This window comes from Zymobacter sp. IVIA_12111.31 C1 (assembly GCF_047495495.1).
Classification (GTDB): domain Bacteria; phylum Pseudomonadota; class Gammaproteobacteria; order Pseudomonadales; family Halomonadaceae; genus Zymobacter.
In genome coordinates this window covers 1,966,431-1,988,197 of record NZ_CP179930.1, presented here as the reverse complement: position 1 = coordinate 1,988,197, position 21,767 = coordinate 1,966,431, and the positions used below count along the sequence as shown (strand labels likewise).

General features: G+C 56.6%; 17 protein-coding genes and 1 tRNA gene. 10 read left to right on the top strand and 8 right to left on the bottom strand.

The annotated features are described in order from the left end of the window. Positions 1-167 precede the first annotated feature (167 nt). From ACMHYW_RS09080 to ACMHYW_RS09055, 6 genes are all read right to left on the bottom strand, one after another. The gene (locus ACMHYW_RS09080) at positions 168-734 is read right to left on the bottom strand and encodes a lipocalin family protein (RefSeq protein WP_414499655.1); all 567 of its coding nucleotides are present in this window, start codon (positions 732-734) and stop codon (positions 168-170) included. A gap of 125 nt (positions 735-859) precedes the next feature. Next, entirely contained in the window at positions 860-1,255 is a 396-nt protein-coding gene (locus tag ACMHYW_RS09075; protein ID WP_414499654.1) for a hypothetical protein, read from the bottom strand. A 304-nt stretch (positions 1,256-1,559) separates the two neighbouring features. After that, positions 1,560-2,366: a mechanosensitive ion channel family protein gene (locus ACMHYW_RS09070; protein ID WP_414499653.1), complete on the bottom strand. Its 807-nt coding sequence runs from the start codon at positions 2,364-2,366 to the stop codon at positions 1,560-1,562. A gap of 431 nt (positions 2,367-2,797) precedes the next feature. After that, a complete protein-coding gene (locus tag ACMHYW_RS09065; protein ID WP_414499652.1) occupies positions 2,798-3,487 on the bottom strand; it encodes a response regulator in 690 nt (229 codons plus the stop codon). 225 nt (positions 3,488-3,712) lie between these two features. Next, positions 3,713-5,095 carry an ATP-binding protein gene (locus ACMHYW_RS09060; RefSeq protein WP_038278005.1) on the bottom strand — a complete coding sequence of 461 codons (1,383 nt, stop codon included), beginning with the start codon at positions 5,093-5,095 and terminating at the stop codon, positions 3,713-3,715. A gap of 63 nt (positions 5,096-5,158) precedes the next feature. Next, a complete protein-coding gene (locus tag ACMHYW_RS09055; RefSeq protein ID WP_414499651.1) occupies positions 5,159-5,935 on the bottom strand; it encodes a nicotinamide mononucleotide transporter in 777 nt (258 codons plus the stop codon). 479 nt (positions 5,936-6,414) lie between these two features. On the opposite strand from ACMHYW_RS09055, the gene ACMHYW_RS09050 reads away from it, so the two are divergent. From ACMHYW_RS09050 to eno, 3 genes are all read left to right on the top strand, one after another. After that, complete coding sequence (locus tag ACMHYW_RS09050) at positions 6,415-8,064, top strand: CTP synthase (RefSeq protein ID WP_027704980.1); 1,650 nt, start codon at positions 6,415-6,417, stop codon at positions 8,062-8,064. Between the two features lie 3 nt (positions 8,065-8,067). After that, complete coding sequence (kdsA, locus tag ACMHYW_RS09045) at positions 8,068-8,919, top strand: 3-deoxy-8-phosphooctulonate synthase (RefSeq protein ID WP_414499650.1); 852 nt, start codon at positions 8,068-8,070, stop codon at positions 8,917-8,919. 240 nt (positions 8,920-9,159) lie between these two features. Then, on the top strand, positions 9,160-10,455 hold the full coding sequence (eno, locus tag ACMHYW_RS09040) for a phosphopyruvate hydratase (protein WP_414499649.1): 1,296 nt from the start codon (positions 9,160-9,162) through the stop codon (positions 10,453-10,455). A gap of 550 nt (positions 10,456-11,005) precedes the next feature. Here the strand turns inward: eno and fdxA are convergent. Beyond that, entirely contained in the window at positions 11,006-11,329 is a 324-nt protein-coding gene (fdxA, locus tag ACMHYW_RS09035) for a ferredoxin FdxA (RefSeq protein WP_414499648.1), read from the bottom strand. A gap of 158 nt (positions 11,330-11,487) precedes the next feature. After that, on the bottom strand, positions 11,488-14,085 hold the full coding sequence (gene mutS / locus ACMHYW_RS09030) for a DNA mismatch repair protein MutS (RefSeq protein ID WP_414499647.1): 2,598 nt from the start codon (positions 14,083-14,085) through the stop codon (positions 11,488-11,490). A 258-nt stretch (positions 14,086-14,343) separates the two neighbouring features. Between mutS and ACMHYW_RS09025 the strand changes: the two genes are divergently transcribed. The 7 genes from ACMHYW_RS09025 to ACMHYW_RS08995 all read left to right on the top strand — a co-directional run bounded on the left by ACMHYW_RS09025 (position 14,344) and on the right by ACMHYW_RS08995 (position 21,752). Next, the gene (locus ACMHYW_RS09025) at positions 14,344-14,892 is read left to right on the top strand and encodes a CinA family protein (protein WP_414499646.1); all 549 of its coding nucleotides are present in this window, start codon (positions 14,344-14,346) and stop codon (positions 14,890-14,892) included. A gap of 209 nt (positions 14,893-15,101) precedes the next feature. Then, positions 15,102-16,175, top strand: a complete 1,074-nt coding sequence (gene recA, locus ACMHYW_RS09020) for a recombinase RecA (RefSeq protein WP_414499645.1) — start codon at positions 15,102-15,104, stop codon at positions 16,173-16,175. A gap of 166 nt (positions 16,176-16,341) precedes the next feature. Next, positions 16,342-16,848, top strand: coding sequence for a regulatory protein RecX (locus ACMHYW_RS09015; protein ID WP_414499644.1), 507 nt, complete (start codon positions 16,342-16,344; stop codon positions 16,846-16,848). Between the two features lie 239 nt (positions 16,849-17,087). Next, a complete protein-coding gene (alaS, locus tag ACMHYW_RS09010) occupies positions 17,088-19,697 on the top strand; it encodes an alanine--tRNA ligase (RefSeq protein ID WP_414499643.1) in 2,610 nt (869 codons plus the stop codon). Between the two features lie 103 nt (positions 19,698-19,800). Then, a complete protein-coding gene (locus ACMHYW_RS09005; RefSeq protein WP_027704988.1) occupies positions 19,801-21,048 on the top strand; it encodes an aspartate kinase in 1,248 nt (415 codons plus the stop codon). A gap of 254 nt (positions 21,049-21,302) precedes the next feature. Then, on the top strand, positions 21,303-21,500 hold the full coding sequence (gene csrA, locus ACMHYW_RS09000; RefSeq protein WP_027704989.1) for a carbon storage regulator CsrA: 198 nt from the start codon (positions 21,303-21,305) through the stop codon (positions 21,498-21,500). 159 nt (positions 21,501-21,659) lie between these two features. Next, a tRNA-Ser gene (locus ACMHYW_RS08995) sits at positions 21,660-21,752 on the top strand. Positions 21,753-21,767 lie beyond the last annotated feature (15 nt).

Sequence of the window (21,767 nt, the reverse complement as noted above, 5' to 3'; positions counted from 1 at the left end):
TCCGACCTATCACGGAAATATGCAGGATTCGTGCCGTATCTAAATAGAAAAACGCAGTATATCAGAGCGGCGCCAAGGCTTCTCTGTTCATACTGGGCACGTCTATGTAATGCATCAATGACCGCGCATCATGCCATAAACCGAACGCCGACTGTAGTCCAAAGCCATCATAAGGCGGCGCAATGGGCACTATCTTGCGGGATGCGCATCAACGCGGATGTATCGAAACCCTTTGCGCTGGCAATGGCGACCAGTGCATTGAAGCGTGTTTCATCCAGAGTGGGCGTTCTTGACAGTATCCAGAGGTAGTGGCGGTTCGGGCCGACCACCAGTGCATAGCGGTAATCATCGTCCAGCACCAGAATGTTATAGCCGCTATAGAACGGGCCGAAGAACGATACCTTCAGTTGACCATCGGGTGGCGTGCTTAGCGGGGCGGCTTTGCCTTCGGCCTCTTTCCACTCGCCACTCTGTGCATTGCGACCCCGGTTGATGACGCGGATCATGCCGTCATCACGCAGCGAATATTGAGCAGTGACGCACTCAAGGCCGCGTTCAAAACGGTGATCGAAACGGGCAATTTCATACCAAGTGCCGAGGTAGCGTTGGAGGTCCAGCTCGGGGATCGGATGTGTTCCTTTGGGCGCGCCGGTGCAGCCGGTAATGAGCAGGATGGCGGAAGAAACCGTGGCCAGCAGCATGTGAAGGGGGCGTAGTAGACGGGGTATTGCCATGAGCAGCTCCTGTGTGACAAGGCGTGAGTACACAGGACTAGCGTAGCCGAGGAATGGGGTGCAGCGACAGACGCGTCATGTAGTGATTTGGCCTGTCGCTGTAAAGATGAGAGGGAAAAGAGTGTCTAGCGGTTCATCTGCCACGTACGTTCATCAAGGTTGTGGTAGAAGTCGATGTCGTGGTCGATGGGGTAATGATGGCCGTTCAGTGTGATATCGCCTTTGACATGGCATTGCCAGTGCGAGCTGGTGTCTTCTTCGGTGTTGTCGGCCACACATTTCGCTACGTCCGTTACCGTGATGGCATAGTCGGTTTGGCTGATGATACTGCGAACGCTGGCAAGGTCGTGTGCCTGCAGGGCGTCTAGGTAGGCCTGCTGAACGAAGTCGTTGGCGCTATTTTCCATGGCCTGCTGTACCTGAGCCTTCGTGGGCGGTGTGTCATGGCTGCAGGCTGCCAGGCTTAGCAGCATGGGCAGGGCGATGCAGGTGCGACGAAGCAATGTGTAAGCAGCGGACATGAATAAAATCCCTTTGCGCTGTCGCAGCAAGAAGAGGCAACGCCGTGTTTGCCGTGCCTGATTCGAGTGCGATGCGGTTGTAACGTAATGAATATATTACGGCATTGGAGGGGCGTCATTGTGGCGTGAAGGGCGGCGATTGGCAAACCTGACAAAACGTCGAAAAGGGGATATTCCGTGCAGTTCCAATGGATTTTGACGCTAACATCATTGAACGGGCAATAATTGAACAGGCAATAAAAGAGCGGGGCGTTCCACATCGGTTGTAATGTGGAACGCCCCGCTCAGGATGCGGCGAGTCTGATCAGAGACTGTTACGCGTATTCACGCCCAGGCGGAAGCCGGCGGCGCGCAGTGCTTTGACGACGGCTTCAGAAAAGACCGGCGACATATTGCTGGCATCGCTGGTTTTGCTCCATACCAACAGTGTCAGCTTGACGTTGGCATCGTTCAGTGCGGCAACGAACACAGACGGTGCCGGTTCTTTCAGCACGCGCTCTTCTTCGCGTGCCAGTTGCAGCATGATCTCGCGGGCCTTGTCGATATCATCTTCGTAGTCGACCAGGACGCTGATGGCTGTACGGCGACGTGTTTCATGAGACGTGTTGGTGACCACCTGATTGGACAGCGTGCCGTTCGGGACGTAGATGATGCGGTTATCCGCAGTGCGCAGGATGGTGTGGAAGATGTCGATGCGCTGTACGGCGCCTTCTACGCCAGAGGCGACAATATTGTCGCCAACCTTAAACGGGCGGAACAGCAGGATCATGACGCCGCCAGCGAAGTTGCCGAGGCTGCCTTGAAGTGCCATGCCGACCGCCAAGCTTGCTGCACCCAGTACGGCAACGAAAGAGGTGGTGGCGATGCCAACCATGGAGGCCACGCTGATGATCAGCATGATTTTGAGAGCAATGCCGAGCACGCTGGTCACGAAACCTTGCAGAGTCGGGTCGATGCTACGGATGTTCATCAGGCGTTGAATGCCGCGCGTGATCATGCCGATGATCCACCAACCAATGGCCAGTGTGATGACAGCCGTTACGAGCTGAAACCCGTAGTGCAGCAGCGTTTCCATGGAGCTGCCGCCGATGCTGAAATTGCTGAGGTTCATGCGTTTGCCTTGTGACAAAAGGTTCGGAGAATCGTGATGCTCGCGAGCCGGTGAGCATCTATCGTGCTACAAGTGTAATGATCCGCAAAGGGTTGTCGACACCCTAAGTGGGAAACTTCATTGCAAATCGTGTGGCATGGTGCAAAAGCGTGTAGTGAGGATTGTCTGAGAGTAAGGCCTGCTTGAGCCGCAGGGAGTAAGCGCTGCTTCGTGTGTGTTTTGGGCGGGTAATGATAGAAGGGAAGGTATCAGCCGAGCGATGATCGAGTGGCGTGATTGGGTCGCTGCCATGGTGGCTGCTATAAGGGGTATAACGAGAGAAGCAGATGATAGAAGCATGGTAATGGTATGAAGCGCAAAAAAGGTGCCTGTGTCCAGACCCATGTGCTGTGTCTGAGGCAAAGGCACCTTTCTTCATACCGATATGCGGATCATTCGTCGGGGCTGTACTTGTAGCCTACGCCGTAAACGGAGTGAATGATGTCGCGGTCCGGCCATACATCAGCGATCTTCTTGCGCAGTTTCTTAATGTGGCTGTCCACGGTGCGCTCGGACACGATGCGATGGTCGCGATACATCTGTTCCATCAATTGCTCGCGGGAATAGATGCGTCCCGGTGTCTGCATCATAACGCTCAGCAGCTGGAATTCGATGGCGGTCAGGCCAAGGTCCTTGCCGTTGGCCAGCGCGCGCCAACCGGTGTGATCAAGTACCAGCGGGCATGAAGCATCATCTTCGGCTTCGGGGGGGGTGATCTGAGAAATGCGGCGCAGCAGGGCCTTGGTGCGGGCCAGTACTTCACGGGGGCTAAACGGTTTGCAGATGTAGTCGTCGGCACCGATCTCCAGACCGAGCAAGCGGTCGATCTCTTCGACGCGTGCCGTCAGCATGATGATCCCGATGTGTTCGGAGCGCTGGCGGATTTCGCGGCACAGCGCCAGTCCGTCCATACCGGGCAGCATGACATCCAGCAGCACCAAGTCGGGACGGTTGTCTTCAAGCCAGGGAAGTACCTGATCGCCATGGTCGATATGGGTCGTAGTGTAGCTGTTGCTGTGCAGGTAATCGGCAATCAGCTCGGCAATCTTAGGCTCGTCTTCAACGATGAGTATGTGGCTCACGCGTATTCCTCGCTACTGTGATGATTGGGCCTCGCGTGATCGCTGCCTCGGTGGCCGTAGCGCAGCCCGCGACAGCACGACATTGGCCCGAATACCTTTTTTCTTTCCGTAATCATGCTGCAGATCGAAAATGCATGATCGGGATCACGCGATGAATCAGCTGGGATAACAGCATATTGACTGTATCCCACTGGAATGGTTCAACGAATTGTTACCGATTGAATCCTAATGCCGCGCTCTAGGCAAGCGAATGGTCCACATTAACCCACCCAAAGGTGAGGTGGAGGGCTGAAGCGTTCCGTTGTGCAGCGATACCAGTGCACGCACGATTGACAGCCCCAGACCACTGCCACCACTGCGGCGGTTGCGCGAGGCTTCTAGGCGGAACAGACGCTCGGTCAGGCGTTCCAGCATATCTTCGGGGACTCCGGGCGGAGAGTCCTGCCACACAACGACGACTTCTTTTGCCTTGAGAGTAAGGGATACATGAATCTCGCCGGGTGCATCGGTGTAGGCAATGGCATTGTCGAGCAGGTTACGCCACAGCTGGCGCAGACGATAAGGCGCCCCTTCGATATAGGCATTGGGCGCAATATCGGTGGTCAGAGTCAGGCCCGCTTTCTCTACCGAATAGCGGCGCTCTTCCATCTGTGTTGCCAGCTGCTCGCTCAGGTTGAGGTGCTCGAACGGGGCGTCCAGTGTGTGGGTATCGGACTGGGCTAATAAGCGCAGGTCGTCGATCAGGCGATTGAGCAGTTCGACTTCTTGGCTCAGCGAATGCAGGTTCTTGGCGTTCATCGGGCGTACGCCGTCCTGCATCGCTTCAAGCTCGCCGCGCATGACAGCCAGTGGTGTGCGCAGCTCATGCGCGATGTCCGCGCCCCAGCGTTGGCGCGCTTCACGGTTGTGCTCCAGCGTGCGTGCCAGCGTGTTGATGTCATTGGAGAGGCGCGAAAGTTCATCCTGCCCGTGGGTCGGCAGACGTACGCAGTAGTCGCCCAGCGTCAGTGCCTGCGCGGCCAGGGCCATCACACGAGCGCGGCGTCCTAACCACAGTGCTAGCCCTGCCGCAAGAATCAATGAGGCCGGCAGTAGCGCCAGCAGGATGATGGCCAGGTTGCGCAACTGGTTGTTGAGGAAGAAACGATCCAGCGTGGAAAGAACGCGTTCGGGTGCACGGTAGCCCAGAATGGCAATTAGCGTGCCGTCATGGCCGCGAATGGGGGCGCGCAACAGCGGGACGGAATCGACCTGCGCACCGGCTAGGCGGTCGCCAGTGATGTCCAGCAGAATGAATTGGCGCGGATCAGAGAAGGGGGTGGCAATGGCAGCTTCGTTGGAGGCTTCGTCGAGCGTTTCCAGCGAGGAGGACAGCACCTGTCCCCAAGCACGCTTATCGTAGAGCCAGCGCCAGTTGCGGCCGTTGCGCTCCCAGCGGTCGATGACTACATTGCTGAGCGCCTCGATTTGCTGCTGCTGGCCGCGCTTGATGTATTCGATGAAGCCTTGGTCGATGCTGCGCGCTACGGAAAAGTAGATCACGCCGCTGATCAGCACATTGACCATCAGAATAGTCACGAACAGTTTGAGGCTCAGACGACTCAGCATAGCTTCCCCTGAGAGGATGGTGAGGTAGTGCGCATGGGTGCCTTCGAACGCTGCGAAATACCGTCAGCGTCGCGGGTCATGTGACGTGCGCTCCTGCGCTGCCGGTGACGGCGCTCTGCTCAGACGCCAGTCGATGAAGGTGATGACCGCGTTGAATATATAGAAGATGTATTTGATGGCGTTGGCGATGTTGAGCGTCAGCAGCGATTGAAACAAGCGTGTGAGGTTGTAGCACATCCACGTCAGCCATGTCTCTTCATACTTGAGGATATTGGCCGTATTGCTGACGAAGGCAAAACCGGTGATGAGAGAAGTCGTTACGAACAGACTGGTCGACATTGTGATCGGTCCAGAGGGCTGCAGACCACACCATGCAACGATGTTGTTAAAGGTGTCCGTGCTGGCAAGACGCGCTCCCAGCCAGGTCAGCAACGCCCCCAGCAGCATGCTCGCCATGAGGATGATCCAGTAGAGCGTGTCATAACTGCGTACCTTGACGCCACGCTGCCACTTCAGTGCCGCCAGTAGGTTGGCTAGCATCGAAATGGGGTAGGTCAGCCACGCGGAGCGGATGCCCAGTAGGAAGTCGATGACGGCGCTCGACAGTGCCGTGAATACGCCGATGACGTTGCCGAGGTTCTTCTGGCGAGACACTAAGCGCGTCGACATCAGTGACATTGAGGTCGAGAGGATCGAAACGCAGCCGAGCAGCGATAGGGTGTGGGTCACGCGATCCAAGTGGTAATGCAGCGATAGGCTGCCCGCGACGACGATCGTAACGCCAATGAGGTCCAGATAAGGGGAATTGACCAGCCGGTGAAGCAAGGGTTTGAACGTCATCTATGTAAATCTCGTGAAAGGGAGGCGCATCGTCGCAAGAGGGTACGGGTACGCTGAGCGTACTCGCCTGGCGGCATGAGGCGCTGTGCCGTGCATGTCCAAGCAAAACGCTAAGTGTACACTGTCCGGCCTGTGACGTGGCAAGCGGGCCGACATGCAATGGTGCATTATGGCGGTAGGGCTATTTTGCGCCATTCCATGAATTGAGCACCGCTAGCGTTTCTGTTATTCTGATGCCCCATCCAAGGCCCGCATTCGCTACCGGTGGTCGTCATCGGTAACAGCCTATCCGGCAGGCCTGATCGCCTACGCATTACTGGCTTTTCGAAGTTTATGTGCTGCACGCCCTTTCGGGTATGTGGCCGCTTTGCAGTGCCATGATGGCGAGGTGCTGCGTTGCTCACGAGTTGAGCAGCGTATCCGTGTTTCCTTATTTACACTCCCCGTTCTTCGGCGGGACAGACCTGACAGGGTTTTCCATGACGCGTTATATCTTCGTGACCGGTGGTGTTGTGTCCTCTCTTGGCAAGGGCATCGCTGCGGCCTCGCTTGCGGCTATTCTGGAAGCGCGCGGCCTCAAGGTAACGATTCTCAAGCTCGACCCCTACATCAACGTCGATCCGGGCACCATGAGTCCTTTCCAGCATGGTGAAGTGTTCGTAACGGAAGATGGCGCTGAAACCGACCTCGACCTCGGTCACTACGAACGTTTCATCCGCTCGCGCATGACTCGCCGTAACAGCTTCACTACCGGTCGTGTCTACGAACACGTGCTGCGCAAAGAGCGCCGCGGCGACTATCTGGGCGGCACCGTTCAGGTCATTCCGCACATCACCGATGAGATCAAGCGTCGCGTGATCGCGGGCGGTGAAGGCTACGACGTCGCGCTGGTCGAAATCGGCGGTACGGTTGGTGATATCGAATCGCTGCCGTTCCTCGAGTCCATCCGCCAGATGCGTGCACAGCTGGGCAGCAATCGCACCCTGTTCATGCACCTGACGCTGGTGCCCTACATTCGTACGGCGGGTGAAACCAAGACCAAGCCGACTCAGCACAGCGTCAAGGAGCTGCGCTCCATTGGTATCCAGCCGGATATCCTGCTGTGCCGTAGCGAAGTAGAGATCGAAGAATCCGAACGTCGCAAGATCGCCCTGTTCACCAATGTTGAAGAACGTGCTGTCATTCCGCTGCAGGATGCCGATACCATCTATCGTATTCCGCTGATGCTGCGCGAGCAGGGACTGGATGACATCATCTGTGACAAGCTGCGCCTTGAGGCCGCCGAGCCGGATCTGGGTGAGTGGGTCAAGGTGCTGGACGCCAAGCTGAATCCGCTGAAGACCGTCAACATTGCGATGGTCGGTAAGTACATGGAACTGCTGGATGCCTACAAGTCGCTCAACGAAGCGCTCATCCATGCAGGCATCCATACGCGCGTCAAGGTCAACATTGACTATATCGATTCCGAAGAACTGGAGCGTACCGGTTTGGAACGTCTTGAAGGTAAGGACGCTATCCTGATTCCGGGTGGCTTCGGTGAGCGCGGCGTCGAAGGCAAAATCGCTGCAGCGCGTTACGCTCGTGAGAACAAGATTCCGTATCTGGGTATCTGCCTCGGCATGCAGGTGGCCGTCATCGAATTTGCGCGCCACGTGGCGGGCTGGACCGATGCGACGTCGACCGAGTTCTCGTTTGAAACTCAGCACCCGGTCGTTGGTCTGATCACAGAGTGGATTACGCCGGAAGGTAAGATCGAAGAGCGTACAGAGAATTCCGATCTGGGCGGTACCATGCGTCTTGGCGCACAGACCTGCCTGCTGAAAGACGGCTCTAAGGCACGCGAAGTCTACGGCGCAGCAGAAATCGTCGAACGTCATCGCCACCGTTATGAGATCAACGATCAGTTCGTGGCCGATCTCGAAAAAGCGGGCTTGGTATTCTCCGGTCGCAGCGTCGACAATTCACTGGTAGAAATGGTCGAACTGCCGGATCACCCGTGGTTCGTGGCGTGCCAGTTCCATCCGGAATTCACGTCCACGCCGCGCGACGGTCATCCGCTGTTCACCGGCTTCATCAACGCAGCACTGGCACACCGCCAGGCGCGTCAGGCGCAAGCTCAGGAGCAGTAAGCTATGTCAGGCACGGGACGCATCATTGATATCGGTGGGCGCAAGGTCGGCAACGACCAGCCTTTGACGCTGTTTGCGGGCATGAACGTACTGGAGTCGGCCGAACTGGCTGACGAGATCGCCAGTGCTTTCGTTGAGGCGACCAGTGCGTTGGGTATGCCCTACGTCTTCAAAGCCAGCTTCGACAAAGCTAACCGTAGCTCTATCAATAGCTACCGTGGGCCGGGGCTGGAAAAAGGGCTGGCCATGTTGGCAGACATTAAGTCCCGCTATGGTGTGCCCGTGCTGACGGACGTTCATGAGACGTGGCAGGCCGAGGCGGCTGCCGAAGTCTGTGATGTCATCCAGCTGCCGGCATTTCTGGCGCGACAGACCGATCTGGTTGTGGCAATGGCCAAAACCGGCGCGGTCATCAACGTCAAGAAGCCACAGTTCCTCGCACCGCATGAAATGCGCCACATCATTCGCAAATGCGAAGAGGCGGGCAACGATAAAGTGCTGCTGTGTGAGCGTGGTTCCTGCTTCGGGTATAACAACCTGATCGTCGACATGCTTGGCTTCGGTGAGATGAAGGCGATGAATGCGCCCGTCATCTTTGACGTCACACACTCTCTGCAGCGTCCAGGTGGACGTGCCGATAGTGCTGATGGGCGTCGCCAACAGGTAGCCGAGCTGGCGCGTGCCGGTGTCGCTATCGGTCTGGCTGGACTGTTCCTTGAAACCCATCCTGATCCCGATCATGCGCTGTGCGATGGTCCGTGTGCACTGCCACTGGCGCAGCTGCCTGCATTCTTGGCCCAGGTCAAGGCGCTGGACGATCTGGTCAAAGGCTTGCCTACGCTGGATATAGCGTAATCGAACTATTGAAGTGCTGCGATGCGTGCGGTCAGTCGTCGCGACGTAGCGCTTCCGATGTGTTTGGGGGTATCATCCCCGCTAAGGTAAGGCCATAGTAAGATCATGGTCTTGGGCGGGTGAGTGTCGTCGAATAGACTGCCCCGCCGATTTCATTGCGTCGCGTATGCCACTGGCGTACGAGGCGTTAGTCAACCTTGCGGCCCTCGGGCCGTGTATGAATCATGAGGATGCGTTGTAATGGCACAAATCGCCGATATTCGTGGATTGGAAGTGCTCGACTCCCGTGGTAACCCCACTGTCTATGCAGAAGTCGTCCTCAAGAGTGGCGCACGTGCCACTGCTTGTGCGCCGTCTGGTGCATCCACTGGTTCCCGCGAAGCCCTCGAGCTGCGTGACGGTGACAAATCCCGTTACCTGGGTAAAGGTGTCCTGAAAGCCGTTGAAGCGGTCAACACCAAAATCCGTGACGCGCTGATCGGTCAGGACGCTGCTGACCAGAAAGCAATCGATGCCAAAATGCTCGAACTCGACGGCACTGAAAACAAAGAAAACCTGGGCGCCAACGCCATTCTGGCAGTGTCTCTGGCTGTTGCTAAAGCAACGGCTATCGACAAAGGCATTGAACTGTACGAATACGTTGCAGAACTGTACGGTCAGCCGGGCAAATTCAGCATGCCTGTTCCGATGATGAACATCATGAACGGTGGTGAGCACGCTGATAACAACGTCGACATCCAGGAATTCATGGTTCAGCCAGTTGGCGCTAAAAACTTCCGTGAAGCCCTGCGTTGCGGCGCTGAAGTATTCCATTCCCTGAAAAAAGTACTGTCTGGCAAAGGCCTGGCAACTTCTGTTGGTGACGAAGGTGGCTTCGCGCCGAACCTGGGTTCCAACGCTGAAGCACTGGCTGACATCAAACAGGCTGTTGCTAACGCTGGCTACACTCTGGGCACAGACGTTACTCTGGCTCTGGACTGCGCTGCTTCTGAATTCTACAAAGACGGCAAATACGTCCTGGCTGGCGAAAACAAATCCTTCGATTCCGAAGGCTTCGTTAACTTCCTGGCTGATCTGACTGAACAGTACCCGGTCGTTTCCATCGAAGATGGTCTGGACGAAGGTGACTGGGCAGGCTGGAAAGTCCTGACTGAAAAACTGGGCAACAAAATCCAGCTGGTAGGTGACGACCTGTTCGTAACCAACACCAAGATCCTGAAAGAAGGTATCGAAAAAGGCATCGCTAACTCCATCCTGATCAAATTCAACCAGATCGGTTCTCTGACCGAAACTCTGGAAGCGATCAAAATGGCTCACGATGCAGGCTACACCACTGTTATCTCTCACCGCAGTGGTGAAACTGAAGATACCTTCATCGCTGACCTGGCGGTTGGTACTTCTGCAGGCCAGATCAAAACTGGTTCTCTGTCTCGCAGCGACCGTGTTGCTAAATACAACCGTCTGCTGGTTATCGAAAGCCAGCTGGGTGCCAAAGCGCCTTACAATGGCCGTAAAGAAATCAAAGGCCAGCAGTAAGCTGCTACAGGCGTAGTGGTGGCTAGCTGCCGCTAAGTCTGGCACGACAGTTGTAATGAACCCCGTCTTCCCTTGGGAAGACGGGGTTTTGCGTTATGGACTTTGCAGAAATAAAAACGTGAGACTCCCTGCCACCTGCCACCTGCCACCTGCCACCTGCCACCTGCCACCTGCCACCTGCCACCTGCCACCTGCCACCTGCCACCTGCCACCTGCCACCTGCCACCTGCCACCTGCCACCTGCCACCTGCCATGTGGAATAGGTATAGTGCAGGGAGTACAAATAACGGTTGTGATGATGGCGTAAGGCGGCGTGGGCGTTGCCTTATCTTCTTGCCTGTGCGTATTGATTTGATAAGACATTAAAGGCATGCCTGTCTTGCATGAGGCTGCGCGCGTTTGGATTCGTTGTGTATGTACTTTCTTCTTTTCGGGGGCTTTCAAACAGGCGTGTTGAGGCTGCGTTTCTATAGCGGGAGCGGCTTGCGAGACAAGAGAGGGGGGGGGCAAGTGCACACGCCGGTAAGTGACGTGCGCACTTGGGAAAGGCTTAACGCTCCAGATACTGCAGCTTGTCGGGTTTGCCGTCCCACTGCTCTGCGTCTGCCAGCGGATCGCGACGCTCGGTAATGCTGGGCCATATTTCGGCCAGCTCGCCGTTCAGCGCAATGAAGGATTGCTGGTCTTCGGGCACTTCATCTTCCGAGAAGATCGCTTTAGCAGGGCACTCCGGCTCACACAGTGCGCAGTCGATGCATTCATCAGGATGAATGACCAGGAAGTTCGGTCCTTCGCGAAAGCAGTCTACCGGGCAGACTTCCACGCAGTCCGTGTACTTGCAGCGAATACAGTTTTCAGTAACTACAAATGCCATGATGACGGTCCTTGTGCTCTGACGGGAATCAGTCAGAGCTGTCCATATTTGCATATGCAGGATACGCCCAGAAGTGGGTATCTCTGTTCCTAAGCGGTCGCTCCGCCATTCTCAAGCTATGTCGAAGCGACCTTCATATGTTGGCTATAGAGCGTTCTTTATAGCCGTGCCTTGAGCGCATAGAGCGCGTCCAGTGCTTGGCGCGGGGTCAGATCGTCCACGTCCAGTTCCGTCAGCGCGATCACAGCAGGATGGGGCTCTGCTGTGAAGAGGTCATTCTGCTGAGGCGTGGGCTCTTGTACATGCATAGCCGTTGTTGTTGCGGCGGGTACACCAGAACCGCTCTCCAGCTGCGCCAGTCGGAAGCGTGCTCGTTCGATGACGCTGCGTGGAACACCTGCGAGCTGAGCGACCTGAAGACCGTAGCTCTGGCTTGCCGGACCGGGTTCGACGCGGTGCATGAAGGCGATTCCTTCGTCGTGTTCGGTGGCGGTCAGGTGCAGGTTGCCAACGCCGGTGATCTGCTGCTCCAGCGCGGTCATTTCAAAATAGTGCGTTGCGAACAGGGTGAATGCGCGGCGCTGGGCCAGCGCTTCGGCAGACGCCCACGCTAGTGATAGGCCATCGAACGTACTGGTGCCGCGACCGATTTCATCCATCAATACCAAGCTGTATTCCGTGGCATTGTGAAGGATGTTGGCTGTTTCGGTCATTTCAACCATGAAGGTCGAGCGGCCTCCGGCAAGGTCGTCTGATGAGCCGATACGGGTGAAGATGCGGTCGATGGGGCCGATGCTGGCATAGCTTGCAGGTACGAAGCTGCCAGTATAGGCCATCAGTACGATCAGAGCATTCTGCCGCATGAACGTCGATTTACCCCCCATATTGGGGCCGGTAATGACGTGCATGCGCAGGGTATCGTCGAAACGCAGATCGTTGGGCACGAAGGGGTGCGATGAGACATGTTCGACGACCGGATGGCGCCCGTCTCGGATGTCGATGCCGGGGGCTGTCGTCAGCGTCGGACAGGTCATGTCGAGCGCGATTGCGCGCTCGGCAAAGCTCATCAATACGTCAAGGCTGGCCAAGGCCTGTCCTGTTGCCGACAGCAGGTTCAGGTAGGCGTTGAGCGTATCGAGTAGCTCCTCGTACAGCAGCTTTTCGCGGGCCAGAGCACGGGCGCGGGCTGAAAGCACCTTGTCCTCGAACTCTTTCAGTTCGGGAATGATGAATCGCTCAGCGTTCTTGAGCGTTTGGCGGCGGATATATTCAACGGGAGCACTCTGTGCCTGACTGCGGGGTAGCTCAATGAAGTAGCCGTGAACGCGGTTGTAACCCACTTTGAGGTTGGATAGGCCGGTGCGCTCGCGCTCTCGGGTTTCAAGTCGCACGAGATAGTCGCCGGCATGTTCGTGCAGATCGCGCAGCTCGTCCAGCTCCTTGTCGAAGCCTTCTTTGATGACACCTCCATCGCGTATCACGGCGGGTGGGGTGTCGATGATGGCGCGCGTTAGCGTGTCCTGTAACTGCGGGTACGCGATGATGTGCTTGCGCAGGGTGTCCAGCAGGCTGCCGTCGGGAATGGGCTTCAGCAAAGCCGCTACTTCGGGCAGTGCCACGAGGGCGTCACGCAGGCGGGCCAAGTCGCGCGGACGCGCGCTGCGCAGTGCCACGCGGGCCAGAATGCGCTCAACGTCGCCGATCTGCTTCATCGGTGTGCTCAGGTCTGTCAGCAGGTCGCTGTCAATTAGACGCTGCACGGCTTGCTGGCGGGCATTAACCTGTTGCTGCTGACGCAGGGGGCGATTGAGCCAGCGGCGCAGTTTGCGAGCCCCCATGGCGGTCAGTGTCGAGTCGAGTACGCTGGCGAGCGTATTGTCCGCCGTGCCTGACAGATTGGTATCTATCTCAAGATTGCGTCGGCTGGCAGCGTCAATAACGACCGCATCGTTGCGCTGCTCTATTTCGAGTGCATTGACGTGTGGCAATGCTGCGCGCTGAGTGTCGCGTGCATAGTTCAGCAGAGCCCCGGCCGCACAGACACCATGAACGAAGTGTCCTGCACCGAAGCCGTCCAGCGCATTGACCTTGAGCTGATCGCAGACAAGGCGGTGAGCAGTGTCGTGATCGAAGTGCCAGTCGCTCATATGGCGCAGGCCTGGCATACCATCGATCGACTCCGGGAGTGTCAGTGACTCGGGGATCAGTAGCTCGGCAGGTGATAGACGCTGCAGCTCGGCCAACATTTCTCCGTCGCCGTCCACTTCGAGAGCACCGAAGCGGCCACTGGCTACTTCCAGCCAAGCGATGCCCCACTGCGGTTCGTGTGTGCGCGGTTTAGGATGGCAGCACAGAGCGATCAGCAGGTTATCGCGCCGCGCGTCCAGCAGTGCTTCATCGTGCAGCGTGCCCGGGGTCACAATGCGAACGACCTTGCGTTCGACAGGGCCCTTGCTGGTCGCTGGGTCGCCGATTTGTTCGCAGATGGCAACGGAAACGCCAAGGCGAACTAGGCGAGCCAGATAGGATTCCACGCTGTGGTAGGGCACGCCAGCCATCGGAATGGGGTTGCCTGCCGATTGACCGCGAGCGGTCAGGGTAATATCCAGCAGTTCGGCTGCCCGTTTGGCATCATCGAAGAACAGCTCATAGAAATCCCCCATGCGATAGAACAGCAGAACGTCGGGATGTTCTCGTTTGATCTTCAGGTACTGTGCCATCATTGGCGTATGCTGGCGTGTCGCGTTTGAAGTCATGAGCGTGCTATTGCCTGGACATTGACAAGTGGAAGAAGGTGGCGTGTCCGTGAACGGACAGCGGTCGCTGCGGTCAGATTGCCGTCGATGGTTATGCTATCGTGAACGCTTGCATCATTGACGGATTTTAATTGCAGGCTGACCAAGCCCATAAGGGTAACATGATCGCATGTATGCTTCGTACTCTCGGCGCTTGTCTAGGGATAGAAGTCACGATTCGGTCAGGCTGCAGCAAGGCATCGGCAAGGAGCAATGATCATGAAGGCTCAGATCATGCAGGTAGCGGAAGAAGTGGGGCATCTGGCACGACAGTTGGGTATTGTCGTTACAACCGTGGAGTCCTGTACGGGAGGCCAGGTGGCAGGTGCAATTACGGATATTCCGGGCAGCTCGCGTTGGTTCGAAAGTGGCTTCGTGACCTACTCTAATGACGCTAAGCAGCGAATGGTTAACGTCAGCGCCGATAGTCTGCGCGCACAGGGAGCGGTCAGCCAGGCCGTCGTCGAGGAAATGGTCTCGGGGGGGTGCCGAGTCAGTGGTGCCAAGCTGGGCGTGGCCGTGAGCGGTGTGGCTGGCCCGGATGGTGGCAGCGAACAGAAGCCCGTGGGCACGGTATGGATGGCATGGGGTGATGGCGAAACGGCATTTGCGCACTGTTTCCATTTTGAGGGTGATCGCGCTCAGGTGCGTCAGGCCAGTGTGCTGGCGGCCTTGAAGGGACTGCGTTCTTGGCTGGCGTTGCTATTGCAGGAAGAGCCGGATATTGCTTCGGCAATGAAAGAAAAGTACGGCTCTGCATTGCAATGAGAAAGCGTGTCTCTATAATACCACTGTATATATACACACGTCACAAGCTCCGTGGGGTGTCATGGGCAGTTGGCTGCCCGCACTCCTTTGTCAGCTGGGACAAGGGGCTTTGAATTTCCAACCGTCAAGTCCTTTACCACATTTGACGATGAAGGCAGGTGGGCTGGCACGCCCAGTACCGGAACCATTTTTTGAAACGGAACATACTCATGGCTCAAGACGAAAATCGCACCAAGGCGCTAAACGCAGCGCTCTCTCAGATCGAACGCCAGTTTGGCAAGGGCGCGGTCATGCGCCTGGGTGAAGCGCCGAGTACCGTTATGCCGTCGGTTTCCACAGGCTCGCTGGGTCTGGATATCGCACTGGGCATCGGTGGTCTGCCTTATGGCCGTATCATCGAAATCTTCGGGCCGGAATCTTCCGGTAAGACCACCATCACCCTGTCCGTCATCGCTCAGGCGCAGAAGCAGGGTAAGACCTGTGCCTTCATCGACGCCGAGCATGCACTGGATCCGAGCTACGCGGCCAAGCTGGGCGTCAACCTCGACGATCTGCTGGTCTCTCAGCCCGATACCGGTGAACAGGCACTCGAAATCTGTGACATGCTGGTCCGTTCAGGCAGCGTTGATGTCATCATCGTCGACTCCGTTGCCGCGCTGACACCCCGTGCCGAAATCGAAGGTGAAATGGGTGACGCTCACGTAGGTCTGCAGGCACGTCTGATGTCTCAGGCGTTGCGTAAGATCACAGGGCATATCAAAAACGCCAACTGCTTGGTCATGTTCGTCAACCAAATCCGTATGAAGATTGGCGTCATGTTTGGTAACCCAGAAACTACGACGGGTGGTAACGCGCTGAAGTTCTACGCCAGCGTACGCCTCGATATCCGCCGCATCGGCTCTGTTAAGCAGGGTGACGAAGTCGTGGGTAACGAAACGCGCGTCAAGGTTGTGAAGAACAAGGTGGCACCGCCTTTCCGCCAGACCGAATTCCAGATCATGTATGGCCGCGGTATCTACCATGCCGGCGAAGTCATTGACCTGGGCGTACAGTGCGGCCTTATCAACAAGGCTGGCGCATGGTACAGCTACAATGGCGACAAGATCGGCCAGGGTAAGGCCAATGCCGCACAATATCTGGAAGATCACCTCGACATTATGAAAGAGATCGAAGATCAGGTGCGTGCTCAGTTGCTGCAGACCTCAGAGCCTCGCAGCGCTGATGCTGCCAAGGCAGAAGCAGACGTCGACGTGCAGGAACAGGGCGACGACGATCTGAACTGATAGCACTGACGTCATTCGAAGCCGATGGGGTATCACGCCTCATCGGCTTTTTTGTATCTTGATCCGTCCTTGCTGAACCGCTGAGTTTTCACGGTTGAGCCTGATCGAGGTGCCAAAAAGGCAGACTGAAGTTGGGCAGTAAGGAAATAGATAAAGGAGGTCAAAAATGGAAAAACGCTCATCACCTTGGCGGCGTTCCTCGGAGATGGCACCGCAAACGATGGCGACACTGATGGAATATGCTATCGGGCTACTCGCGCGTCGTGATTACAGTGTCGCTGAGTTGCATGACCGCCTGGGGCGTCGCACAGAGGATGGGGCGCTGGTCGAGTCCGTAATTGACAGCCTCCAACAGCAGGGCCTTCAATCCGACACGCGCTTTGCCGAGGTGTTTGTGCGTAGTCGGATCTCACGTCGCCACGGGCCGCGCCGCATCCTTAATGAACTGATGTTGAAAGGCATTGAAGGAGCCTCCGCCCGTGCGGCATTGCAGGCAGCAGATACTGACTGGTATGCGCTGGCCTGCGAGGCACTTGCTGCTCGATTTTCTACGCCGGGCAATGATCTGCGAGAAAAGGCAAAACGACAGCGCTTTCTGGCGGGAAGGGGGTTCGATGGTGACCAGACACGCCACGCACTTTCCTGCGCATGGTCGCCGGAAATGGACAATTAATCTGCCCTAGTGTTGCAAAAAACGCCTGCAGGATGAACTTGTCTGTGATTATTGGTATTTTTTGTTGCATCAGGGACTCTTCATTAGGGCCTTGATGGGGGTATACTCACTACAATCGTGCATGCTTTCTGTGGCAAAATCGCCTACTCGCAAACTGTTTCTGCATGAAATGGTACGACATGGTAGTGCGGTGGCAGTGTCATCGTCATGCGGCAATTCTCATTACCGGCAGGGTATACATGAAAAGCGCAGATATACGCCAGGCGTTTCTTGAATTCTTCAAGCAGCATGGTCATACCGAAGTCCATTCCAGCTCCCTGATTCCCAACAATGACCCGACGTTGCTGTTCGTTAACGCGGGTATGGTGCCGTTCAAGAACGTTTTCCTCGGTCAGGAAAAACGCCCTTACGTGCGTGCCACCTCGGCGCAGCGTTGTGTCCGTGCCGGCGGTAAGCACAACGACCTCGACAACGTTGGTTATACCGCGCGTCACCATACGTTCTTTGAGATGCTGGGCAACTTCAGCTTCGGTGACTACTTCAAGCGTGAAGTCATTGGGTTCGCATGGACGTTCTTGACAGATGTACTGAAGCTGCCAAAAGATCGCCTTTGGGTAACGGTACACGTTACTGACGACGAAGCCGCTGACATCTGGATCAATGAGATCGGTGTGCCGGCAGACCGCTTGACGCGCCTTGAGGAAGATAACTTCTGGCAGATGGGTGATACCGGTCCGTGTGGCCCTAGCTCTGAGATCTTCTATGACCACGGCCCTGACGTGGCCGGTGGCCCTCCTGGCTCTCCTGATGAAGACGGCGACCGCTATATCGAGATCTGGAACCTTGTGTTCATGCAGTACGATCGCGATGAAGCCGGCAACCTGAATCCGCTGCCGCGTCCGTCCATCGACACGGGAATGGGGCTTGAACGCATCGCCGCTGTCATGCAGGGCGTGCATTCCAACTATGAAATCGACCTGTTCCAAAATCTGCTCAAGGCTGCTGCCGAGCTGACCGGACAGACCGATATCAATCAGCCTTCGCTGCGTGTTATCGCCGACCATATCCGCTCATGTTCCTTCTTGATCAGCGATGGCGTCATGCCGGGCAATGAAGGTCGTGGCTACGTGCTGCGCCGTATCATTCGCCGTGCCGTGCGTCACGGCCACAAAATGGGCGCGCGTGAACCGTTCTTCCATAAGCTGGTGGCCACGCTGGACGCCGAGATGGGGCAGGCCTATCCGGAACTGCACAAGCAGAGCGAACATATCGCGCGCGTACTGCTGAAGGAAGAAGAGCAGTTCGAGCGTACGCTGGATCACGGCATGAAGCTGCTGGATGAGTCCATTGCAGCGCTCGACGGCAATGTGCTGCCGGGTGACACCATCTTTAAACTCTACGATACCTACGGCTTCCCCTACGATCTGACCGCAGACGTGGCGCGTGAGCGTGGCATCGTGCTCGATGAGAAAGGGTTCGAAGCGGCACTCGAGGAGCAGCGTGCGCGTGCGCGTGCGGCAAGCAAGTTCTCTGCGGATGCGCAGACCGTCATCGACATTGATACGCAGACCGATTTTGTCGGCTATGAGCATACGGAAGGCGAAGGTCAGGTACTGGCGCTGCTGGACAGCGACGGTCAGGGCTGCGACCAGCTGACGGACGGGCAGGAAGGTACAGTTGTACTGGATCACACGCCGTTCTACGCCGAGTCCGGCGGTCAGGTTGGTGACACCGGGGTGCTGATCGCGGAAGGTGTCTGCTTCCGTGTGACCGATACCTACAAGAACGCGGCGGGCCAGTGGTTCCATCGCGGTCAGGTCGAGGAAGGCGCAGTAAGTGTTGGGATGAATGTCACGGCTGACGTCGATGACGCGCGTCGTGACGATATCCGTCGCAACCACTCTGCCACTCACCTGCTGCATGAAGCACTGCGTCGCGTGCTGGGCGATCACGTTCAGCAGAAAGGCTCGCTGGTAACGCCTGTTCACCTGCGTTTTGACTTCAGCCACTTCGAAGCGGTGACGCCGGAGCAGCTGCGCGAAGTCGAGCAGATTGCCAATGCTGAAATCCGTGCCAATACGCCGGTCACGACACGTATCATGAGCGTCGACGACGCGTGTGCGCTGGGTGCACGTGCACTGTTCGATGCCAAATACGGTGAAGACGTACGCGTGCTGACGATGGGGCGTGAGGATTTCTCCATCGAACTGTGCGGCGGTACACACGTTGCGCGCACGGGGGATATTGGCCTTTGCCATATCGTCTCCGAAGGCAGCGTTGCATCGGGCGTTCGTCGTATCGAAGCGGTAACCGGTAAGTCTGCGTTGGATGCTTTCCTTGCCAAAGAAGACAGCATTGGACGTATGGCCGCTGCGCTGAAAGCGCGCCCGGAACAGTGTGAAGTGCGCTTGGAAGCGGCACTGGCGCATCAGCGTGACCTGGAACAGGAACTGACGCGTCTGAAATCACGTCTAGCCCACTTTGCCAGCCAAGAGTTGGTCGAGCAGGCGCGAGACGTTGCTGGTGTGAAGCTTCTGGTGGCTACACCGGAAGGCATCTCCAGCAAGGAACTGCGCGGCATGGTGGAAACACTGCGTCAGAAACTGTCTTCAGGTGTCGTGCTGCTGTCCGTTGTCGACGGTGACCGCGTCAGCCTGGCGGCAGGCGTAACGGCAGATTTGACCGACCGCGTCAAAGCGGGGGCATTGGTCAACGCTGTGGCGTGCCAGGTCGGCGGCAAAGGCGGTGGTCGTCCTGACCTCGCTCAGGCCGGCGGTAACCAACCTGAACACCTGCAACAGGCATTGGCCAGCGTCGATGCATGGCTGGTCGAGCAGCTTCAGGCATAACGTAACGTGACAGTAGGGAAGGCGGCCGTGTGGCTGCCTTTCTGTTTGTCATGTATGGGGCCCAACCGATAATCGAATAAATAAACCGAATAGAAGGACTGTCATGGCGCTATACGTACAAAAATTTGGCGGCACCTCGGTAGGCTCCATCGAGCGTATTCGCGCGGTAGCAGAGAAAGTAAAACGCTTTCGCGAAGATGGGCATCAGATTGTCGTCGTCGTTTCGGCCATGAGCGGTGAAACCAACCGTCTGCTGGGACTGGCAAACGATATTTCCGAGGAACCAAATCCACGAGAACTGGATGTTTTGGTCTCTACCGGTGAACAGGTCACAATTTCGCTGTTGTCGATGGCGTTGCAGTCGATAGGAGTAGAAGCGGTGTCCTATACCGGGGCACAAGTGTGCATCCATACCGATACAGCCCACACGCGTGCGCGCATCAGCCATATCGACACTGACCGTCTGCGTCGCGATCTGGATGCTGGGTGTGTCACCGTGGTGGCGGGTTTCCAGGGTATGGATGAAAACGGCGAGATCACGACACTGGGACGTGGCGGCTCCGATACGACGGCGGTAGCGCTGGCGGCTGCACTGAAAGCAGACGAATGCCAGATCTATACCGATGTGGATGGTGTCTATACGACCGACCCGCGCGTATGCGCGCATGCCCGTCGTCTTGATGCCATTACCGTAGAAGAAATGCTTGAACTGGCTAGCCTTGGTTCCAAGGTGCTGCAGATTCGTTCCGTTGAATTTGCAGGCAAGTACAATGTGCCGCTGCGCGTATTGTCATCGTTCGAAGAAGGTCCTGGTACATTGATCGTTGCGGAGGAAGAACACTTGTCAACGCATAACATGGAAGCGCCGCAGATCTCCGGAATTGCGTTCAGCGTCAACGAAGCGCAGATCACCCTGCGCAAGATGCCTGATGTCCCCGGTATCGCTTCCCGCATTCTTGGCCCGATTGCGCAGGCCAACATTGAAGTCGATATGATCATCCAGAACATTGCTATCGAGGATGAGCGTACCGATTTCACCTTCACCGTCAGCAAACAGGACTTCCGTCAGGCATGTCGTTTGCTGGAAGAACAGGTCGTGCCGACGTTGGGTGGTGAACTGCGTGGAAACGAACGGATCGCAAAAGTGTCTCTGGTAGGCGTGGGTATGCGTTCGCATGCGGGCGTGGCCGATCAGATGTTCCGTACGTTGGCCGCCGAAGGCATCAACATTCGCATGGTCTCGACGTCTGAAATCAAGATTTCCGTCATCATCGACGAGAAATTCACGGAACTAGCGGTACGCGCATTGCATACGGCTTTCGGGCTGGATGCTGAACCTCGGGAAGTATGATCCCGAGCATTGTCACTAGACGGCAACGTCTGCAGCTGCCTCTTATATAGTATAGGGGGTAGCATGTGCGGCTTTTGCACGGATGCTCTACAGTGAGTCATTACGAGCAAGGCATTTAGGTAGTGCCGTGGACACGATGTCATGGTCTGACCTTGCGTGCGGGGCTTCTCCTCAGGAAGCCTCGTACGTGTGTTTAGACGGTGCTGCATGCAAGAACAGGAAACATAACGTCGTATAAGACAAAGGAGGTCCAGATGCTCATTCTGACTCGCCGCAGTGGCGAGACACTCATGATCGGCGATGACGTCAGCGTTACCGTCCTGGGGGTCAAAGGAAACCAGGTGCGTATTGGTGTAGAAGCGCCTCGCGATATTCTTGTGCATAGAGAGGAAATCTATCAGCGCATCCAGAACGAGCGTTCTCAGGAGAAGAGTGACACTGACGAAGAATGAGCCGATGTTGCAAGAATGCACGGCTGACGCGGCCTGCGGTGCCGCTGAAGGCCTGAATTCGTGGCCTCCGATTTGAATTGCAACGCTTTTTTCAATAAAAATATCAAACAGCACTAGACAGGCGAAAGATAAATAGATACTATGTGCGCCGTCGGTAAGGGAGAGGTGGCCGAGTGGCTGAAGGCGCTCCCCTGCTAAGGGAGTATAGGGTTTATAGCCCTATCGAGGGTTCGAATCCCTCCCTCTCCGCCATTACCGTCAACGCTG

Coding starts and splice junctions, on each gene's coding strand:
- ACMHYW_RS09080 (WP_414499655.1), bottom strand. CDS start 734: ATGGCAATACCCCGTCTACTACGCCCCCTTCACATGCTGCTGGCCACG.
- ACMHYW_RS09075 (WP_414499654.1), bottom strand. CDS start 1,255: ATGTCCGCTGCTTACACATTGCTTCGTCGCACCTGCATCGCCCTGCCC.
- ACMHYW_RS09070 (WP_414499653.1), bottom strand. CDS start 2,366: ATGAACCTCAGCAATTTCAGCATCGGCGGCAGCTCCATGGAAACGCTG.
- ACMHYW_RS09060 (WP_038278005.1), bottom strand. CDS start 5,095: ATGCTGAGTCGTCTGAGCCTCAAACTGTTCGTGACTATTCTGATGGTC.
- ACMHYW_RS09055 (WP_414499651.1), bottom strand. CDS start 5,935: ATGACGTTCAAACCCTTGCTTCACCGGCTGGTCAATTCCCCTTATCTG.
- ACMHYW_RS09050 (WP_027704980.1), top strand. CDS start 6,415: ATGACGCGTTATATCTTCGTGACCGGTGGTGTTGTGTCCTCTCTTGGC.
- kdsA (WP_414499650.1), top strand. CDS start 8,068: ATGTCAGGCACGGGACGCATCATTGATATCGGTGGGCGCAAGGTCGGC.
- eno (WP_414499649.1), top strand. CDS start 9,160: ATGGCACAAATCGCCGATATTCGTGGATTGGAAGTGCTCGACTCCCGT.
- fdxA (WP_414499648.1), bottom strand. CDS start 11,329: ATGGCATTTGTAGTTACTGAAAACTGTATTCGCTGCAAGTACACGGAC.
- mutS (WP_414499647.1), bottom strand. CDS start 14,085: ATGACTTCAAACGCGACACGCCAGCATACGCCAATGATGGCACAGTAC.
- ACMHYW_RS09025 (WP_414499646.1), top strand. CDS start 14,344: ATGAAGGCTCAGATCATGCAGGTAGCGGAAGAAGTGGGGCATCTGGCA.
- recA (WP_414499645.1), top strand. CDS start 15,102: ATGGCTCAAGACGAAAATCGCACCAAGGCGCTAAACGCAGCGCTCTCT.
- ACMHYW_RS09015 (WP_414499644.1), top strand. CDS start 16,342: ATGGAAAAACGCTCATCACCTTGGCGGCGTTCCTCGGAGATGGCACCG.
- alaS (WP_414499643.1), top strand. CDS start 17,088: ATGAAAAGCGCAGATATACGCCAGGCGTTTCTTGAATTCTTCAAGCAG.
- ACMHYW_RS09005 (WP_027704988.1), top strand. CDS start 19,801: ATGGCGCTATACGTACAAAAATTTGGCGGCACCTCGGTAGGCTCCATC.
- csrA (WP_027704989.1), top strand. CDS start 21,303: ATGCTCATTCTGACTCGCCGCAGTGGCGAGACACTCATGATCGGCGAT.